At 28.9% G+C, this 18,341-nt stretch carries 22 protein-coding genes; 12 read left to right on the top strand and 10 right to left on the bottom strand.

Annotated elements, in window-relative coordinates:
* The first annotated feature begins 536 nt into the window (after positions 1 to 536).
* Positions 537 to 719, top strand: a complete 183-nt coding sequence (locus QMD61_08935) for a hypothetical protein (protein MDI6724753.1) — start codon at positions 537 to 539, stop codon at positions 717 to 719.
* Between the two features lie 3 nt (positions 720 to 722).
* On the opposite strand, the gene QMD61_08930 is transcribed toward QMD61_08935, so the two are convergent.
* From QMD61_08930 to QMD61_08915, 4 genes are all read right to left on the bottom strand, one after another.
* Positions 723 to 1,049, bottom strand: coding sequence for a DUF2769 domain-containing protein (locus QMD61_08930; GenBank protein ID MDI6724752.1), 327 nt, complete (start codon positions 1,047 to 1,049; stop codon positions 723 to 725).
* Positions 1,050 to 1,124: 75 nt separating this feature from the next.
* A complete protein-coding gene (locus tag QMD61_08925) occupies positions 1,125 to 2,990 on the bottom strand; it encodes a phosphatidylserine/phosphatidylglycerophosphate/cardiolipin synthase family protein (GenBank protein ID MDI6724751.1) in 1,866 nt (621 codons plus the stop codon).
* A gap of 107 nt (positions 2,991 to 3,097) precedes the next feature.
* Positions 3,098 to 4,252, bottom strand: a complete 1,155-nt coding sequence (locus QMD61_08920) for a TIGR04083 family peptide-modifying radical SAM enzyme (protein MDI6724750.1) — start codon at positions 4,250 to 4,252, stop codon at positions 3,098 to 3,100.
* Positions 4,253 to 5,218: 966 nt separating this feature from the next.
* Positions 5,219 to 5,377: a hypothetical protein gene (locus QMD61_08915; GenBank protein MDI6724749.1), complete on the bottom strand. Its 159-nt coding sequence runs from the start codon at positions 5,375 to 5,377 to the stop codon at positions 5,219 to 5,221.
* A gap of 550 nt (positions 5,378 to 5,927) precedes the next feature.
* Between QMD61_08915 and QMD61_08910 the strand changes: the two genes are divergently transcribed.
* From QMD61_08910 to QMD61_08895, 4 genes are all read left to right on the top strand, one after another.
* On the top strand, positions 5,928 to 6,215 hold the full coding sequence (locus tag QMD61_08910; protein MDI6724748.1) for a hypothetical protein: 288 nt from the start codon (positions 5,928 to 5,930) through the stop codon (positions 6,213 to 6,215).
* A gap of 131 nt (positions 6,216 to 6,346) precedes the next feature.
* Positions 6,347 to 6,637: a hypothetical protein gene (locus tag QMD61_08905; protein MDI6724747.1), complete on the top strand. Its 291-nt coding sequence runs from the start codon at positions 6,347 to 6,349 to the stop codon at positions 6,635 to 6,637.
* Positions 6,638 to 6,879: 242 nt separating this feature from the next.
* A complete protein-coding gene (locus tag QMD61_08900) occupies positions 6,880 to 7,233 on the top strand; it encodes a hypothetical protein (GenBank protein ID MDI6724746.1) in 354 nt (117 codons plus the stop codon).
* 172 nt (positions 7,234 to 7,405) lie between these two features.
* Complete coding sequence (locus QMD61_08895) at positions 7,406 to 7,729, top strand: hypothetical protein (protein ID MDI6724745.1); 324 nt, start codon at positions 7,406 to 7,408, stop codon at positions 7,727 to 7,729.
* A 330-nt stretch (positions 7,730 to 8,059) separates the two neighbouring features.
* On the opposite strand, the gene QMD61_08890 is transcribed toward QMD61_08895, so the two are convergent.
* Together QMD61_08890 and QMD61_08885 are read right to left on the bottom strand one after the other, a co-directional pair.
* Positions 8,060 to 8,338: a hypothetical protein gene (locus tag QMD61_08890; protein ID MDI6724744.1), complete on the bottom strand. Its 279-nt coding sequence runs from the start codon at positions 8,336 to 8,338 to the stop codon at positions 8,060 to 8,062.
* A 459-nt stretch (positions 8,339 to 8,797) separates the two neighbouring features.
* Complete coding sequence (locus QMD61_08885) at positions 8,798 to 8,986, bottom strand: hypothetical protein (protein ID MDI6724743.1); 189 nt, start codon at positions 8,984 to 8,986, stop codon at positions 8,798 to 8,800.
* Between the two features lie 217 nt (positions 8,987 to 9,203).
* Here QMD61_08885 and QMD61_08880 point away from each other — a divergent pair, with 217 nt between their 5' ends.
* Entirely contained in the window at positions 9,204 to 9,410 is a 207-nt protein-coding gene (locus QMD61_08880) for a hypothetical protein (GenBank protein MDI6724742.1), read from the top strand.
* A gap of 37 nt (positions 9,411 to 9,447) precedes the next feature.
* On the opposite strand, the gene nucS is transcribed toward QMD61_08880, so the two are convergent.
* Complete coding sequence (gene nucS, locus QMD61_08875) at positions 9,448 to 10,203, bottom strand: endonuclease NucS (GenBank protein ID MDI6724741.1); 756 nt, start codon at positions 10,201 to 10,203, stop codon at positions 9,448 to 9,450.
* 886 nt (positions 10,204 to 11,089) lie between these two features.
* Between nucS and QMD61_08870 the strand changes: the two genes are divergently transcribed.
* The gene (locus QMD61_08870; protein ID MDI6724740.1) at positions 11,090 to 11,332 is read left to right on the top strand and encodes a hypothetical protein; all 243 of its coding nucleotides are present in this window, start codon (positions 11,090 to 11,092) and stop codon (positions 11,330 to 11,332) included.
* 37 nt (positions 11,333 to 11,369) lie between these two features.
* Here the strand turns inward: QMD61_08870 and QMD61_08865 are convergent, their stop codons facing one another.
* A complete protein-coding gene (locus QMD61_08865) occupies positions 11,370 to 11,513 on the bottom strand; it encodes a hypothetical protein (protein ID MDI6724739.1) in 144 nt (47 codons plus the stop codon).
* Between the two features lie 269 nt (positions 11,514 to 11,782).
* Between QMD61_08865 and QMD61_08860 the strand changes: the two genes are divergently transcribed.
* Positions 11,783 to 12,121, top strand: a complete 339-nt coding sequence (locus QMD61_08860) for a hypothetical protein (GenBank protein MDI6724738.1) — start codon at positions 11,783 to 11,785, stop codon at positions 12,119 to 12,121.
* Between the two features lie 109 nt (positions 12,122 to 12,230).
* Here QMD61_08860 and QMD61_08855 read toward each other — a convergent pair whose 3' ends face one another.
* Positions 12,231 to 14,186 (bottom strand): PAS domain-containing protein, encoded by a 1,956-nt coding sequence (locus QMD61_08855; protein ID MDI6724737.1) that lies wholly within the window; start codon positions 14,184 to 14,186, stop codon positions 12,231 to 12,233.
* A gap of 381 nt (positions 14,187 to 14,567) precedes the next feature.
* Here QMD61_08855 and QMD61_08850 point away from each other — a divergent pair, with 381 nt between their 5' ends.
* The 4 genes from QMD61_08850 (at position 14,568) to QMD61_08835 (ending at position 17,565) form a co-directional block, all read left to right on the top strand.
* Positions 14,568 to 14,786, top strand: a complete 219-nt coding sequence (locus QMD61_08850) for a hypothetical protein (GenBank protein ID MDI6724736.1) — start codon at positions 14,568 to 14,570, stop codon at positions 14,784 to 14,786.
* A 216-nt stretch (positions 14,787 to 15,002) separates the two neighbouring features.
* Entirely contained in the window at positions 15,003 to 15,884 is an 882-nt protein-coding gene (locus QMD61_08845) for a CBS domain-containing protein (GenBank protein MDI6724735.1), read from the top strand.
* A 95-nt stretch (positions 15,885 to 15,979) separates the two neighbouring features.
* Entirely contained in the window at positions 15,980 to 16,891 is a 912-nt protein-coding gene (locus QMD61_08840) for a deoxyhypusine synthase (GenBank protein ID MDI6724734.1), read from the top strand.
* Positions 16,892 to 16,956: 65 nt separating this feature from the next.
* Positions 16,957 to 17,565, top strand: a complete 609-nt coding sequence (locus QMD61_08835; GenBank protein ID MDI6724733.1) for a hypothetical protein — start codon at positions 16,957 to 16,959, stop codon at positions 17,563 to 17,565.
* Here the strand turns inward: QMD61_08835 and pyrF are convergent.
* Complete coding sequence (gene pyrF / locus QMD61_08830; GenBank protein ID MDI6724732.1) at positions 17,555 to 18,205, bottom strand: orotidine-5'-phosphate decarboxylase; 651 nt, start codon at positions 18,203 to 18,205, stop codon at positions 17,555 to 17,557. The genes QMD61_08835 and pyrF overlap by 11 nt on opposite strands.
* Positions 18,206 to 18,341 lie beyond the last annotated feature (136 nt).

Below are 18,341 nucleotides of genomic sequence, written 5' to 3'. Positions count from 1 at the left end.
TGCAGCTGCAAATTATAATTTTAACAAGATTTAGATTAGTAAGTTACAACTGTATTATTACTATATATGTAAATAATAATAAATAATTTACGCTTTTTATTAGCTTGAAAGTAAAAATAACATCGAAATATTTCTTAAAATGTTTTAAAACCAAGATAAATTTGGAATATAATAAATTAAAATTTATTAAAGCACTATTTATGCTTTTATCTAGTATTGTAATAGAAATCAAAGTATCAATTTATTAAATAATTACTATTATGGAAAAATATAAATTTTGAGATTAATTATAACTTTTTATCTTGTTATACTTTGTATTTATTATTTAAATAAGATTTCAAAGACTAATATTTAGTATTTATGTCAAAAATAGAATAGATCAAAATACCAATACATTTTATATGCAAATTAATTATAAAATAATTAATAAGTTCGTATATATACGAACAATATGTTTATTAACTACTGGAGAAAGAAAAATGAAAACCGAAGCCCACAAAATCTATAATTTTGGGGCGCGCAAAAATCTGTGATTTTTGACTGAATTAAGCTGTAAATGCCCAAATTGCAGATCTAAAGGTAAACACATCATAAGAGGAGATGAGCCTTCAGGATCAATCATTGGAGTAGGATACATACATACAGGATCTAAAGTTCCTAAAGGATCCAGTTTTCGCTGTACCGAGTGCAAATATGTATTTAAAGAATATAAAATCTAAAAATTACTTTTTTTCACCATGCTGACAATAATAAGACTCTGGAAATTCTTCCCCCAAATTATGTTCTCTCCAAACTTCACATTCACCACATCTGCACCTTTCACGTGGATTAAGATCCCTGCACATAGCTTTTCCAGTTGAACAATAAATTCCAGGCACTCTATCTGCTTCAAAATACATACCACTTTCGCTACTCCATGCTATTTCTGCCATTATCCTTTTTTTACCCTCTACACATATACTTTCAGCCTGAACAGGGCACTTGGGGCATAAGCATCTTTTAATATTTGAAACGTTGAATTCAACCCCTGAAATTTTTATTCCCCCCATTGATTTATAAAGCTTCAAATCTTGAATTTATGCATTAAAACTTTTGTTTTAAAGATTCAAGCTCATCAAAACAAATTAGGCCTTAAATTCTTTTTTACCAGAGAGTTTACCTTTAATTTTATCTATCAATATATCATTAAAATCGATGATATTTATTTTATTCATATTTGCTCCAAAAGATTTTATCTGGGTTGCTGCATTTATTTCTTCACCATAAGGCAATATATGACCATTCAGGTGTGGATTTTCTCCTTTTAATAGCATTATATTATTATATGCTGCTTTATTCCATAATTCCAGCCAGCCCCCTTCAGGAATATCATCCGAAATTACAATTCCCAAATGTTCACTCCACAAATCATTCCTAATTTTTTTAGCAGCACTTTTCTGTGAATCTTCATCAAAAAGAAATGCATTAATTTCCATGCTTCTCTGGTACTTTGGATCCACCATAAACTTAAATTCATCAGCATAATTTAAGGAAGGCCCATCAATATTTGCCGTGCCTATGGTGGCCTTTTTATCATCCACAATTGCGACTTTGCTGTGAACATAACACTGCTGTAAATTAGTCATTTTACCATTAAAATCCGCACTCCAAAGAGTAAAAACACCTATTTGAGGATTATTTTGTTCTTTATTTGGATTAAAACCTATTTCTCTAAGCCTTATCTTTTGATATTCTCTGTATGGGGGTAGATCTGGAAATTCATTGATGCAGAGTATTAACTGTAAATCTGGATTACTGTTAAGTGCCCTTTTTAATGAATCACAAATGGCTTTATTGGTAAAAAACTGGTTTTCAAGGTATATATACTCTTCAGCATTTTTTATAGCCCTAACATACCCCTCCAATATCCCTTTTTCGCCTTCTTTAGATAATATATCTGGTGTAACTGTTCTGGCAATCTGAACCTGTTGATTACCCGCAGACAATCCTTCAGAAGTCCTTGAAATTTTATCTTCACCTTCATAGTCCCTATCAGAAAGATAATTCCAGATTTCAGCAAAATAGTCTTCAATATGATTTACAGAACTTCCCTTTAAATAAATGGACACGTCATGAACTGATTTTATATAATTAGGGCTTCTTCTCGTATCATTAATTATATGTTCCTGACTGTCCCAGTATGACTGGCTAAATGGAGAGCCCATGATATACGCTTCTTTCCCGTCAACTGATAGTATTTTAGCATGCAATATATGAGGTCCTGGGGAGATGAATCTTCTGTAATTTATACCTGTATTTTCAAAAAATCCATCCATTGCAGCTATACTGTCTGGAATAATTAGGTTTTCATTGATAATAATTCGAATATCTACCCCCCTGTCATTTGCTTTTAAAAAAATATCTCCTAAAACATCTTGGGGTTTATATTCTCCATCTGGACATTTATTAAATGTTGCCACTAAATCAGGGAAAAATTCATATTGTGTTAAATAAACGTGATGATTTGCATTATTTATAGATTTTACAACTCTTTTAAAAAGAGATTCATTATCAATTAAGATCTCAAGATAATTATCATCTGTTAATCTGCCTACTATATTCCTTCCAAGAGTTATTGCAGATCCATTAACCATAGATCTGTCCAATATGATGTCATCAACATTGATTTCGTTATTTTTTATTTCTATGTGTCCATACTCCACCTTATGCTCAAATAATCCATAACTATCTTTAACAATTAATTTAATGCTCTTTTTATTGTGAATGTGCCTGTATTCACTTAAATTATATGAAATATGATAATAACCATCTCGATTCGTAGATGCTTTACCCAAATACCCGAATTTAATTGGATCTAAACTTAAATTATTTATAGAATCCATTAAAGTACCTAAATAGTCATAAATATTGTATTTATTTTCGTTCTTTACAACTACCACAAGTCCTTCAATGGGATTTCCAGCAGCATCCACAATTCTGCCTTTGATCACAAAACCATTCATAAAAGATAATATTACTTTTTTACAATATAATATTATAATTTTAAAATGCACCATTAATTTAATTTATATGATTAAAAAACAAAGATAACTAAAAATTAGATACGTTTAAGCATAATTGACATTATTCCTGGCTTTGATGTATTTTTACTGGGTTTTTGACCTGGAAACATCATGCTGGCAGAAGAAGAGAATTCCTTATTTAATCTATCAGTTATCTCTTTAAATATTATTTTATAGGCGATACAGTGAGGATCAACACCGCTTATTTCTGCCCTATTGGTCTTTTCATTAATTTTTAAAGCATTATAAGGACATCCACCCCTACAAAATTTAATATAACTACAATTCGCGCATTCTGTATCTACATGGTCTTTAAATTCTTGAAGGAGAATTGCTGGTTTTGATTTTTCTAAATCTTCTACTGTAGGATGGTCATAAACGCTACCCATAACATATTCTGGCATTCCTACAAAACGATAACAAGGATATATGCTCCCATCAGGCCCAACTGCAAATGTATCTCCCATGCAGTCAACAAAGGTGCAGACAGTGCCTCTACGTGTAAAAACATTTTTACAGAGATGATCAATGTTTTTAAGTTCAATTTTATCCATGTTTTCAAGATATTTATCAAGAAGATAGATCAATAACTCACCATATCTTTCGGGAGAAAGAGCCCATTTTTCCGGATTTTCATCACGTAGAGAAGGTAATGACGGATGTAATTTAAGATTTAAATCATTTTCAAGGAAAAAATTGAAAATATCCTCCATAAAATCAATAGAATAAGAAGTAAAAGTAGAAATGAAGCTTACCTTTAAACCATGGGCCTTTGCAATTTTATAGCCCTTCATGGTCTTTTTAAAGTAGCCTTTACCCCTCTGAAAGTCATTAATTTCCTCCGGACCGTCTAAACTTGAACCAATTGGAATTTTATATTCTGCAAAAAGTTCTGCAAGTTCATCAGTCATATACCAGAGATTAGTTTGAATAGCAAGTGCCGGTTTAAGATGTTTTAAGCCATTAACAAGTAAAGGAAGTGCTTTTTTGTAAAAATCATATCCTGCTACAAGAGGTTCTCCACCATGAAATGTAAATGTGACTGGTTCGCTGCGGAAGTCCTTAAGCCATTCTACAATTTCTTCTATAGTTTCAATGCTCATTACTGGAGATCCTTCTTCAGAACTCCAGCAGTAACTGCAATCTGAAGGACATCCAAGAGTTGGGATAATCATTATATGAAAAGCCATCCTGTCACCTTACTGATTTTTATATAAATATAAACTGATTTTTCTATTTATATCTTGTTCAATATTATTCTTATGATTTACATCCAAAGTAAATTACCATGCTTTTGAACTTTTTATTTTAAATACTCGATATAAATGGGTTTTTGTAATTGAAACGTATAGTGTTGTAACAATATTCAATTATAAGATTAATAATTACTTTTTTATCATGAAAAAGATTATATATCCTAAAAAATGAATTAATAATTAATAAAGTATGCTTTTAAATGGTTATTTAATATGTGGAATATAATTGGTTTATATCGACTATTAGAATTATAGGAATTTTAGGTAGTTTGTTGCTAGAACCTATAACAGCCTGGTTAAACTAAGGAACGGTGTTAAAACGCATGATCCCAGATAAATGTTCAGCTCGAACGAAGAGCAGATACGTTTCCCAACCTTGTTGAAACTGTTAATGGCTATTCTGAACATAAAAAAGTATATTTAAAGGCATAACTGAGGCAAGGTCAAAATTATCAAATACAGAAACTATTAAGAAGAATGAAAAGCTGATAATCAGTTAATTGAATCGTTGAAATCTCTTTTTGCAGTTACAAAAATTATCCAGAATTAGAGGCTGATGAGAGCTTTGAAGCATTAATGGATCAATTATCACAAACTGAAGATAAAAATAGTATATTTCAGGCAATTATAATAACGATATATTCTGGAATTATAATAATAATTATCTGATGTTTCCCAGAAATATTATTGCTATTTTCTTCAGATTCGAGCAGGCATGATATTTTGAAATAGACATTGCAGAAGAAACTGTTCCAAAAGTTAGTTTTAGTGCTGAAAAAAGTGTAAATCCTGTTTCAAATTCTGATTTAGAAGAATAAACATAATAAAAGATTATTTTGAATAAATTAGCATCTATTGATTTTTTTTTTATAAGGTGGATCATTATATTTTTAGATTTATCTATTTGGCATTTTTGTTTAATGTTTCATCAATATACCTGTTTAGATTTGTAATATAATCCAATTCCCCACCACAAATGCAGCTTTCAAAATCATCTATATATTCATCATCTTTTAACCTGTAATATCCCATACAATTTCTACAAACCAGATATCTCATTTTTTACACTCCTGTTTATGCCAGAACAGATTAAATTAGCGCCAGTAACCATACTTTTTGATTATTATTTTGAAAATTATTTCATATTTTTTAATCTATTCTTATTATTATATTACCTTCATTAATAATAAATCTTCAGTATTTAACTAAAGATATAATATAATATTTTAATAATAATATTATCTAAATCATTATTAATATATAATTAAAAACAGTTTTTCATTATAAAAGTCACCAGATCTTGAATTCTTGAAGATAAAAAAAATATTGTTATTTAAATAGATAAATAACAGGTTAATTTAAAAATAGGAGCCATATTAATTATAAAAATGGCTTGGAGAGAAATATAGTTCCTAATCTAAAGATTAATAACCTAAATTGAGCTAATTAGTTATCACACAATTTAAGTAGAAAACTATATCTTCCAGAATATACAATATTAATATCTGTAGAGTTTTTACAATAATATTTTCAATTTAATTATTCAATTTTCTATATTTTGTCAAAAATTTTTCAATAATTTATAAATAATCATCTGGAGGTGGATAGATTGAAAAAAACAGTTAACTGGTGGAATATTATCACTAAAATTGACCATGATAATTCAACATGGGACTATCTTGAACCTGCAGAGATAATAGAACTTGTTCAAAGAATTACAGAAGCCAAAGAGAAGATAAAAGGATTAGATAATTATATAAGCATTAAATTAAGTCCTGCACTGCATAAACTCAAGTTAGCAGTTAATCCATTTAACAAATATGAAATTCCATATAATTACAGTACTTATAAAAGAAAGCTAAAATATAAGGCCAAAAGTCTTAAATCAAGAATTTAAACTTTTTTTATATAGTTAAAGCTGTATCCTTTTTTTAAATATTGATTAAATTTTTATCCTGTATTATCCATAATTAATTATAAAAGTTTTAACGACACATTTATTACTTAAATCATATAATATATTACTATATGACCGACGAGAAAATCTTTAGTGAAATAAAGAATGTTTTTTTAAATAAATTCAATGAGTGCTGTATCCTTTATCAAAAGACGATTCTTAAAATTGGTTTTGATAATAAAGAGGATGCAAGCTGGTTTGAAAAAAACATTATGCAAAGGAATAGTCCAAAAGAATCCCCAGTAATACCAGGAACATCAGAAAATCCGCTTAAAAACATTCGTATCAACGATTATAAATTTGAATATTCTTTTATAGTTAAAGACAAAGATAAACTGATTAAACTATTGAACAAAAGATGATTACAGTAAATTAAGATATTGTTTAGAAGAAATTCAATATTACTTTTTTAAAAATTTCCTTTACTGAATTATTAATAACAATCTACATACATTGAATCATTTGTAATATTAATTATGTAATTTATAATAAAGCAAATTTATTAAGTAACAAAAAAAGAATTCACTACAACTTTAAACATTTAATTGTTAATGTCATTTTTTAAAAGATCATATCGTTTTATCAGTATTAGAAGGGCTTAAAAATGTTGGAATTTAAAGATTATAAAATATTAAATAACAAAGACTCCCCATTCTCTTCAATTAAACTTAAATTTATAGATGAGGAGTTAACAGAAGAAATGATTGAATATATGTATGAAGAGATAAAAAAATACGAAATTTATTTAGGATATGACTGTAAAGGCGAATTCTACATTGAATATAACAAAAGAGCTAAAATTGAAATGGTTATAACATTTCCAAGCAGGAAAGTTCCTGATAGAAAAAAAGAGCTTGAAACCTTTATCAATAAATATGTAATGGACTTCAGTGAATATTATTCCCGGATAAATTATTATAAAGATTTTGAGGATGATAATTTAGTTGAAAGTACTTAATTTTTGACTTTTTTCAGGCATAATGATTTAGTATGAATCTTTAATTTAAAGTTTATTTAAATACTAATTTTAGATTTTAAAATGTTTAATAAATTATAATTTATGGAAAATGAATAATTACCAAGCATTAGAAATTTTAATAAAACTCAATTTACAAAATATTAATGATAATATGAAAGATGTATCCTATGATAAAAAAGATAATTCCTTCAAATCTGTAAGATTTAAAAGCTTCAAGGAACTGGAAAAAGATGAATTTAAGGACATAAAATTGGATGATTTCAAAAAATCCCGTTTAAATGAATTTAAAAATAAAGAAAAAATAGATTTTAAAAGGTTTTTAGAACATTCTAAACTAACCAGAAGTATAGAAAATCTAAGAACCCAGTTAAATTCAGATACCGCCATAAAAAATGTGCTGAAGGAACTGGAGGACATTGGACTGGATGGAAGACCATCTCTAAAACTATTAAAAATAATTAAAAAGTTAAATTAATTTTTAGTGTAGTAGCATCAGAAAAGTAATCATCAATACTAAACCAATTATTAAGCCTTCTGTAATTTTATCATAATATTCTTTGAAGTTTTCGATTATCTCCACAGTATAAGTTTTAGCTATTTCATATTTAGAAGGATCAATCTCTATATTTTATATCTCATTACGACTTCTTTGCTCTTTATCTATCCTATTTCTCTTTATAATCTTTAGTTTAGTATCTATTTCATCCATATAATTAAAAAGCCTTCCATCATCTGTATACTCAAATAAATTATTTCTAATTCTCCTGTTGAAGTTTAACACAATAAAACACCAGATAATTGGCTATTAAACAATATCACTACTGATCCTCTCAACCATTTTTTCGTAGTATTCCTGAAATTTTTTAGATTGTTCTCTCCTGTATTCGGGGCTTAACTCATGTTTAGATGGATCTAGTTTAAGAACTATTGAAATTGCTCCGGGTTCACTGCTCACCTCCTCTACCCATGCCATTTCTTCATAATCTTTCAATTCATCTTTAATTAAATCTTTATATTCCCAGGGAGTTTCATAATCAAAAAAATGCAGTTGATTTTCTTCCATTTCTCCTTTCAATTGTATCATTATTATCACCTATAATAGATATGTTATTACTATTATAATTTTATTTCATCCTATTAATCCATCATAATTAACCAAATTATAACCAGAAAAGCAATTAAAATTAATTTAAATAAACGCAATTATAGGTTCAATACTGCTTAAAGGGAATGAATTTATAATATAGGTTATTCTAATTCATACATTTATAATTCAACAGCCCTGAAACATAAATTAACCATATCTCATTTATTAAATGTTCAAATGAACTAACCATTAAATTCAAATTTATTTAATCAAAATTTAAAATGTAAAAATGCAGAAATTAAGGGATGCCAAGGAGAATTTGTAGAAGAAAAATGAAACTGAAAAGAATTTAGTCTATTATAATTTATTTTGCATGTTATATAATCAAAATAAATCCAGAATTTTAATTGAATTAACTTCAAATTTAAAATAATTTAAAACAAATTAATAAAAATTTTAAATTATATGTTTTGCAAGTCTTGAGTTCAGAGTATTACAATAAGGGCAAATGGGTGAAGTCTCCAGGACTAATTGTTCAGTTCCTTCCATGTCCTCAAGACTTGTTGGAATTTTTTCAGGTATATCATATTCTTTTCCGCAATTATCACATTGTATAACCCAATCGTTTTTATTTTCTGCAACCATGGATATCACCTCCTAATAACATCCTAATAGTCTTGTTTAGGATACATGGTCTTATTATGAAGCATGATTATTATATTACTTTCTATAATTAAATTTTAGAAAAATATAACTACCATTAATTTATAATTAACTTATAAAATAATTAACCGCTTAAAAAACATTATTTTTAGGAATAGAATCAATTTTCAACGTCAATTTAATAGCTAAAGGGAATAAAATGAATCAGACAAGAATAGTAACTGGTGAAGTATATAACGTCTTTGCCTCCACTGAAAAATGCATAAATTGTAAATTTCAATGTAAAATTATAGTAGATGAAAAAAAAGAAATAAATTTATCCTGCAAACATCCGAAAGGACCTGGAGGACCTGTTCACTGTATTTATTTTAAAAGAATGAATGACAAAAACAATGAAGTAGCTTGATTTACCCATCATACATTTTACAGGTGATCAATATTCTTCATTTTTTAAAAAAGTCCAGAGTCAAAGTTCTTTCCGGATTGAGCTCTCTTGGAGGTTCCAATTCTTTAAATTCCATCTGATATTTTTCAAGAAGGACCATTGCATCTTCAGTAATTGATGGGGCTACCAGAATTCCCCTTACAAACTCTTTATGATCTTTAAAATCATCGAAATACCTTTTTAACTGCTTTACAGCATTTACTCCTGCACGCCTGCTTTTTAGTTCAATTATAACTAAATTACCGCTACTATCTTTACCTAAAATATCTATAAATCCATTATTAACTGCATATTCTCTAGAAGTAGGCCTAAATCCTTTTTCAATTAAACTGGGTTCTCTAAAAATCAGATCTCTCATATCTTCTTCATAACCTGCTAACTCAAGGGTTTTAGTATCCTTTCCAACATGATAAGAAGCCAGATATGTCTTTTTTATTTCTACTTCCAATGATTCATGAGGATTTCTCCTAAATCCTGTAATATATACTTTATTTTCATTGATTACTGCCTGAAACTTACAGTTTGGAGGCTGCCAGTTTACAGGTTCTAAATTATAATCTTGATGTATTAAAAAGGACCCATCAGACTTTATTACGATTGTCCTATCTCCCAAGCCCAATCTACTTGTAGCTCTTCCTCTATATTTAATTCTGCAGCAAGATACAAGTATTATAAATGCCCTTTTAGATAAAGCCTCATTTAGAAAATCTATTAATTCTACAGATTCAGGGTTTTGTTTCACTTTAATTTTCATATCAAGTAGTTATTTAAACTCAAAAGTTATAAATAAGCCTTTTATATGATTTTAATATTAAAACATAATAATATGAAGCATAATCACCAAATAGACCAACATCAGCCACCGTTTTATTAAAAATGAATAAATTAAATGGAAATATTTTATTAAATATAAACAATTAAGAATCAAAAATGCTTTAAGGCATATTAAAAGGAATTAAATCACCATAATTCATTTAATCAGATAAAAACAATCATTAAAAGTTATAATCTATGTGAATTGATTATTAAAGCCAAAAAATAAGCCTTATACTAAATAATATTATGTAATAACTATTTATAACTTAATATATAAATAGAATGTGATTATTTTCACATTAAACCGTTTAATTTAAATCCTTGAAAAATAATATAATATAGTGGTACTCCTTGCTATAACTCTACAGCTATATTTTTCTAAGGAGTACCGGACCACTCCCAAAGTCAATTAAATACTTATTTTAATAAAAAAAATTGAAAATAAACATTTATCTTTAAATTTTAGATCAGATTTAAATGTAAAGTGTTATTTTTGCGATAAGAACAATTTACATGCAGTAATGTTTTAATATTGAGTAAAATTACGAACTTATTATTTCTAAATAATGAAACACCATGCATATTGCTAAAAGATGAAGAATAAATAATAATATTACTAAAGATAATTTATAAGGAGTAATAATGTAATTAAATAAGTAATATTTTATTATAATAGTATAGAAAAGCTTATTAATGATTTAAATCTAATAGAATACTATATTCTTGATTTGCATCTATTATACTAATTAATTATTTTACATATATTACATCGTGATTTTGATAATTTTTATTATATTCATAAAAATCTATGGAGGTAGATAGATATGAAAAAAAATTCAGTAAACTGGTGGAACATCATAGCTAAACTCAGATACGATAAATCACTATGGGACTATCTTGAACCTGCAGAGATAATAGAAATTGTGCAAAGAGTTAGAGAAGCCAAAGAAAAAATTAAAGGGCTCGAAAAATCTATGCACATTGATTTAAAACCCGCATTGAGAAAAATGAATTCATTAAGAATTCATTTGCATTTTAGTGACTTTCGAACCAGTTTAATTCATTAAAATGTTATTTTTAATTTTTTAAGATTTAAATTAGATATTATTCTTTTTTCTTTATTTCTTCGTCGCATTCAGGGCAGAGATATTCTTTAACTTTTCCTGATTCTTTGATATCCTTATTTTCCAGTATTTCCCTTTTAAACCATTTTTCACATCTTCCACATTTTACACTTTCAACTATCATAAAAATCACCGTTACTATATTACTTTATTTTTTGGTCGATTTTTATTAAAATAATTTTAGATATATTGATTTCAAACTGTGTTAATGGAATCTCTAGAAAATGCTTTTGATATTTGCAAATGCTTATACTAATTTTTTCCAAACCTTTAATTTATTTACTAACAAAAAGATTATCAAAATTCTTTTAGAATGAAATAATGAGAATTATCTCCCTAAAGCTGAAAAACTAAAGAATTGTATTAAAAATTGATTTGTTGGAGAGTATTACAATGAGCCAGAAGGAAGTAGAAATAAATGAAAATGATGTTTTAGAAGCACTGGATCAACTGATTAAGGTTCCAGCAATTATATTAAAAACTGTAGTATCTACAAATTCAAATGTAGTAAAAAACTTCCAATCACAGATAGAAGATTATAAAAGCCAGCTTTCATCGGAGGAAATTGCAAAAATCAGAAAAGTAATTAAAATGCCAGTTCCAGAGCTTCAAGAGATTTTAAACAATGCTTATATAGATACGCGTAAAGAACAGTTGAAAATACTGGCAGATCCTAAAGCAGCACCTTTCATTTCAAAAAATCTGGAAGAACTAAAAAAAGTGCTATTTTAACAATTAACCATCCATTAAAACTGATTTAAAAAAATAGTTTCACTTTTATTTTCTATAGGAAGCGTCAGAAATCTCTTAGAGATTTATGGGCTTAAATAAAGTTTCAAAGCTATGAAATGTCGAAAGGTAGTGTAAAATAAAAAGTAGAACCTTTACCAAGATCTGATTCAACCCAGATTTTTCCACCATGACGTTCTATTATTCTTTTAACTACTGCCAAACCAATGCCAGTACCTTCATATTCATCTCTAGTATGTAATCTTTGAAATATGGTAAAAATACGGTCAAAATATTGCTTTTCAATTCCAATACCATTATCCTGCACACTGAATACATACCCATTATTTTCAGAATCCTTATCTGCTGAGATATGGATTTCTGGAGGCTCATCATGCTTTTTAAATTTAATAGCATTCAAAATAAGGTTTTGGAAAACTCTTTGGAGTTGTTTATCATCAGCCATAACTGTGGGAAGTGGATCATGAGTAATTTTTGCACTATTCTCGTTGATAACAACTTTTAAATTAGAAAGAGTCAGTTTAAGGACCTCTTCGGCATCTATTTCAGCAAATTTGCCCCCTTTAGTAGTAACACGCGAATATTCAAGTAAATCCTGGATCATCTGTTTCATACGGGAACTACCATCCACGATATAACCCATAAATTCATCGGCATCCCTGTCTAATTTACCTTTATAACGCATTTCGAGAAGTTGAGTAAAGCTGGTAACTGTTCTAAGGGGCTCCTGAAGGTCATGACTAATAATGTATGCAAATTGCTGCAGTTCTTCATTAGAACGTTCTAATTCACTTACAAGTTCTTTTAAATTATCTTCCATTTCTTTTCTTTCAGTAATATCGCGGGTTAAAGTTAAAGCAGTTTCAATTTCGCCTTTTGTATTATATTCAGGAACTACGGAAGTTTTAAAGAATCTTAATCCTTTAATTGTTGGAAATTCATATTCATCGTGTATTTCTTCTCCAGTTTTAAAAATTTTTAAATAATTTTCCCTAAAATAGGATATATATTTCGACGGTAATCCAATTTCCTCAATATTTTTTCCAATATAGAATTCTGGAGGATTCCCTAAAATCTCTTCGATTGTGGAATTAACATATAAATATTTTAAATCACTGTTAACCCTGATAATAAGATCAGGGGAATTTTCTGCAAGAGTTCTAAACTGAGATTCACTTTCTTTTAATGAGTCATAAGCCTCTTGAAGTTTAACAGTCTGCTTTTTAACCTGATCTTCTAAATGGTCACGCGCCTGTATTAATTCTTCTTCGGTTTGTTTTAGATCAGTGATATCATTTGAAACACCGAGAACTCCAATCACTTCCCCATTAGAGTCAAATAAAGGGACTTTACTTGTATTAAACCATGCTAAGCGTCCTCCAAATTGAAGCTGTGTTTCGACTATATTTAATTTTGGCATTTTACTTTCCATAACATATTGATCATCAGCACGATAAGCTTCAGCCTCTGTTTTTGCCCATGGAAGTTCATAATCAGTTTTTCCCACAATTTCTAATGGATTCTCAAGCCCTGCAGCCCGGGCAAAGTTTTTATTGCATCCTAAATATGCCGAATCAGTATCTTTCCAGAATACAACTCCCGGAAAATTTTCAAGTATATTTCCTAAAATCTGTTTTGAGCTTTCTAATTTTTCTCTTGATATTTTTTGTTCGGTAATATCCATGCTAAGAGCAATATAATAACCATCTGGAGTTAAAAACGCGGAAGTTAAATAATACTTGTCCTTTGGAGGATAATAATGTTCAAATTTTATACTTTCTCTTTTAGGAGCAATTTTCTTTGCTATTTCCAAATATGGTTTCATATTTTCATATCCAAGTACGTCGCTGATCTTTCTTCCAATAATCTTTTCAACAGGTCGATCAGCAAATTCAAGAGGTTTATTAACATATTTAATAATTAAGTCCTCAATTCCGCCTTTTTCATTATAAACCGGTTCAAAAATACTTATTCTCTCTTCCATATGCTCAAATATGTCTAAAAATTCAATATCTGTTGAAATTAAAGATTTAATATAATCATCCATGGGAATCCCCTACTAATATTAAATCAGAAGTAATAAATAATAATTTGTAAAATCTCCCCTAAAATTTTATAAAAATCTTTTATTGATTTAGAAAAGATTAGAATCAATAAGTTCAAGAAAACAAAACAAGGCTAAATCAATAAAAAGAAGTTATTATCAAGTAAATAAAAGAAAAAACCTTAATAGAATGACTGCTGACCATACTTATTATTTAATTAGTTTATTTTAATAGTTTTATCAATCTTTTGACTATAATGAAAACAATTATATATGTATAACCATGATAGATTTATAATTATAATTCTAATTATTAAGACATATACGAGCTTATTTTAAGAAATAAAACACAATTAGTGCATTTACAATTCGAAAGGTAAAACTATGAAATTCAAAAGAGCAGATAAAACAGATGATAACCCAGAAGAATTATTAGATAAAGCATATAACTGTAATAGCAACGAATTACAAAAATTACTTGAAAAAATTGAAGCAAAAATAAAATCTGAAGGAAATAATGAGCTTCTTTTCCGTGCAAAAAGTGTAATTACAACAAAAATGATTCTAGAGAAAGAAAATAATGCTAAAGTTTATAGTAAATAATTATTGATATCACATTTAGTTTAAAGAATAATAAAATTATACCATAATCCTACATCCTAAATTTTATAAATTATTAAACAATCAACCTTTAGATTGTGCTGATTTTTGAAAATCTTGTTATAATTTTCATTAAAATATAAAGATTTATATATCCATAATCATGATAGATAATTAATTATAATTATAAATAATTAAGAAATATTTAGGGTGGTCTTCATGCTCACTTCTGTGCAGAAGGAAATACTGCAAAGTTTAATAAATTTATATAGAAATTCAAAGGGCAAATCTATTAAAGGAGAGGAAATTGCCGATATAATGAACCGTAATCCCGGGACAATAAGGAACCAAATGCAATCTTTAAGAAGTTTAGGTCTTGTTAAAGGCGTTCCAGGTCCGAGAGGCGGGTATAAACCAACAATAGAAGCATATCATACTCTAAATATTACTTCTACTGATAAAGAAGCCCTTGTGCCCATATTTAAAGATGGAGAAGAGGTAAGAGACTTAAATGTGGCAAGGATAGAATTTACAAGTATTCCACACCCCGGTGAATGCGAAGCAGCAATAAAGGTTGTGGGTAACATAAAACAGCTTGATCTTGGAGATAAGATAAGAGTCGGCCCAACACCAGTAAACAAACTGGTAGTGAATGGAATGGTTGTTGGAAGAGATGATATGGATAATCTTTTGCTGCTTGACACCACAAGCATAAGAAGTATCCCCCATAAAACTGTAATTGACGTTGCAAGCCATGATCTTATAACATTACGGCCCAATATGGGTATAGAAGAAGCTGCTGAAATATTATCAAGTAAAGGAATTGAAGGCGCACCTGTAATTGAAGACCACGAAGTTATGGGAATTTTAACCCAAAGCGACATAACAAAAGCCATTGCTGATAAGAATGATAGTTCTAAAGTGATGGAAATAATGTCAAAGCACATAATTACTGTGGAAAAAGATTTGATGATTTCTGATGCCATTGAAATCATGAACAAATTTAAGATCGGTCGGCTTATAGTTGTAGACGAGAATAAAATCCCTGTAGGAATTGTTACAAGGACAGATCTTTTAGATAAAATTGCAGGTATAAAATAATATTTTCTATTTCTAATCCATTATTTTTAATTATAAAATCTTTTATTTCTTAATTAAAGATTATATAAGGTTGTGAAAGACTGAAAATTCAACATATGAGTATCAAAGACAAGATGAGCGTTCTGGATCTAATAGAAGAAATGGAAAAATCAGGAGTTCTTGGCGCTGGAAAATTAGCCAAATCTACAAAGTTATTTGCTGATTCAATTAAAGATGATGATGTTGCTGTTTTTTTAAGCGCTGCAGGTCCTCTTGTACCTGGAGGACTCAGGAAAATAATTGCAGATCTAATAAATGACGGTTATATAGATGTTTTAATAACAAGTGGAGCTAATATTACCCATGATTTAGTTGAATCATTCGGAGGAAGTCATTATAAGGGAATTCATGCCAATGATGAAGAATTATGTGAGCAAGGAATGGGAAGAATAGGAGACTTATATACAAAATCCGAGGATTTTGAAGTATTTGAAAGCAAAATAAATGAAATTATAGGAAAAATTGCGGGGAAAAAGAAGATCATCTCTATAAGAGAATTTTTAACTGAGATTGGAAATAACATAAATGATGAAAATTCAATACTTAAAATTGCTGCCAAGAAAGGCGTTCCTGTTTATGCGCCAGGATTGATAGATAGTATGCTCGGCCTGCAACTCTGGATGTTTACCCAGGATAAAGAATTCCACCTTGACGCTGTTGCAGACATGCACGAGCTTTCTGATATTGTTTTTAGCTCAAAAAAAGTTGCAGCAGTTCTACTCGGTGGTGGATTACCCAAACATTATGCTCTGGCATCCAATCTTCTTAAAGGAGGAGTTGATGCTGCTATTCAAATTACTATGGATAGAAGCGAAACAGGAAGTCTGAGTGGTGCGCCCTTAGAGGAAGCTAAATCATGGGCAAAGGCAAAAGCCGGTTCAAACCTTGTAACTGTTGTTGGTGATGTGACCATTATTTTTCCAATGATGGTTGCCGGTGCAAGGGAAATTATAAATAAACAAAGATAACAAAAATTTTGAATAGTTTCATAGTATTTTTTAAATAATTTGAATTTTTTCTAAGGAGAGTTAATGTGTTAGAAATACTTCTTTATCCATTATCAGGATTTTTGATGAAAATATCCGACGATATGCACGATAAAAAGAATAATAAGCAGCTTGGAATACTTGCAGGGATTTTATGCGGGATATTGATCGGTTTTTTAGTGACAATTAACGTAGATGCGGCTTATATATTCTTTGGAGTTTTTATTGGAACTTTCCTTGCAAAAAAGATAAACTGTATTAATCATATTGTTACAGCCATGATATTTCTGATAATTGTATTTATTTTCGGTTTTCCGGCAGTTGGAATAGGAACTGTGATAATATGTACTATTGCGGCTTATATTGATGAAATTGGAAACGATAATAAGAAGATATATAGAAAAAGTAGATTACTGGAAACATTTTTCGAGTACAGATTTGCGCTTAAAACCACAATTCTTGTTTTAGCGTTTTTGGGACTTATGAGCAGTTATTATCCGCCTTTCAAGATTTATGGAATTCATTTTATGGCTGTTCAAACATTTATACTATTTTTAACATTTGAAATAGCTTATGAATTTGCTGGAATTAAATTTGATTCCATTTATGATAAATTTTATAACAAATTTAAAAATCCAGATGGTTTTAAGGCCTAATTCTTGTAATTATATCTTTAACTGCTTTTTCAGGGTCATCTGCAAGGTAAATTGACCTTCCAACTATTAGAGCATCGGCAAATTTTAATGTATCTTTGGGATCTCCTCCCTGAGCTCCAACTCCTGGAGAAATCAGGAATGATTCATCACCTATAATACTTCTAATTTTTTCAAGCCGATCCAGTTTAGTTGAGGGGCCAACAAATTTATCTATACCCAATTTAACGCCCATTTCAGCAATTTCTTCTGTATGTCTCTGGATAAACATTGAAGCGCCGGGATGAGACATTTCAGTTAAAAGGAAGATTTCTTTATTGTATATTTTAGCTGAATCCATGCAGGCTTTTGCACTGTCTTCTCCTACAAATCCATGGACAATTATTGCATCTGCTCCGGCTTCAAATGTAAGATTGGCTATTTTTTCATTGGTTTCCGGGATGTCTGCAACTTTAAAATCAGCGATTATTCTGCAGTTGAAATTCTCTTTAATAAAAGTTACTGACTCAAGTCCTTCACTTAAAACAAGAGGATATCCAATTTTAATGGTATTTATGTAATCTGAAACTTTTTCAACTATTCCCAAGGCATCATCCATATTTAAAACATCAAGTGCCAGAATTATGTTATTTTCAACTTCCATATGCTTAGTTGGTAAGGCCAGTTTATATTATTTTCCCATTAGATTATTAATTTAGATTCATGGGCAAAATCCGGCTCAATTCAAAATATTTATATATGAAGTTCATTCAAGTATACTTTAGAAAAAGTAAAGGAGA

Source organism: Methanobacterium sp. (assembly GCA_030017655.1).
Lineage (GTDB): Archaea > Methanobacteriota > Methanobacteria > Methanobacteriales > Methanobacteriaceae > Methanobacterium_D.
This window is presented reverse-complemented; position numbering and strand designations above follow the sequence as displayed.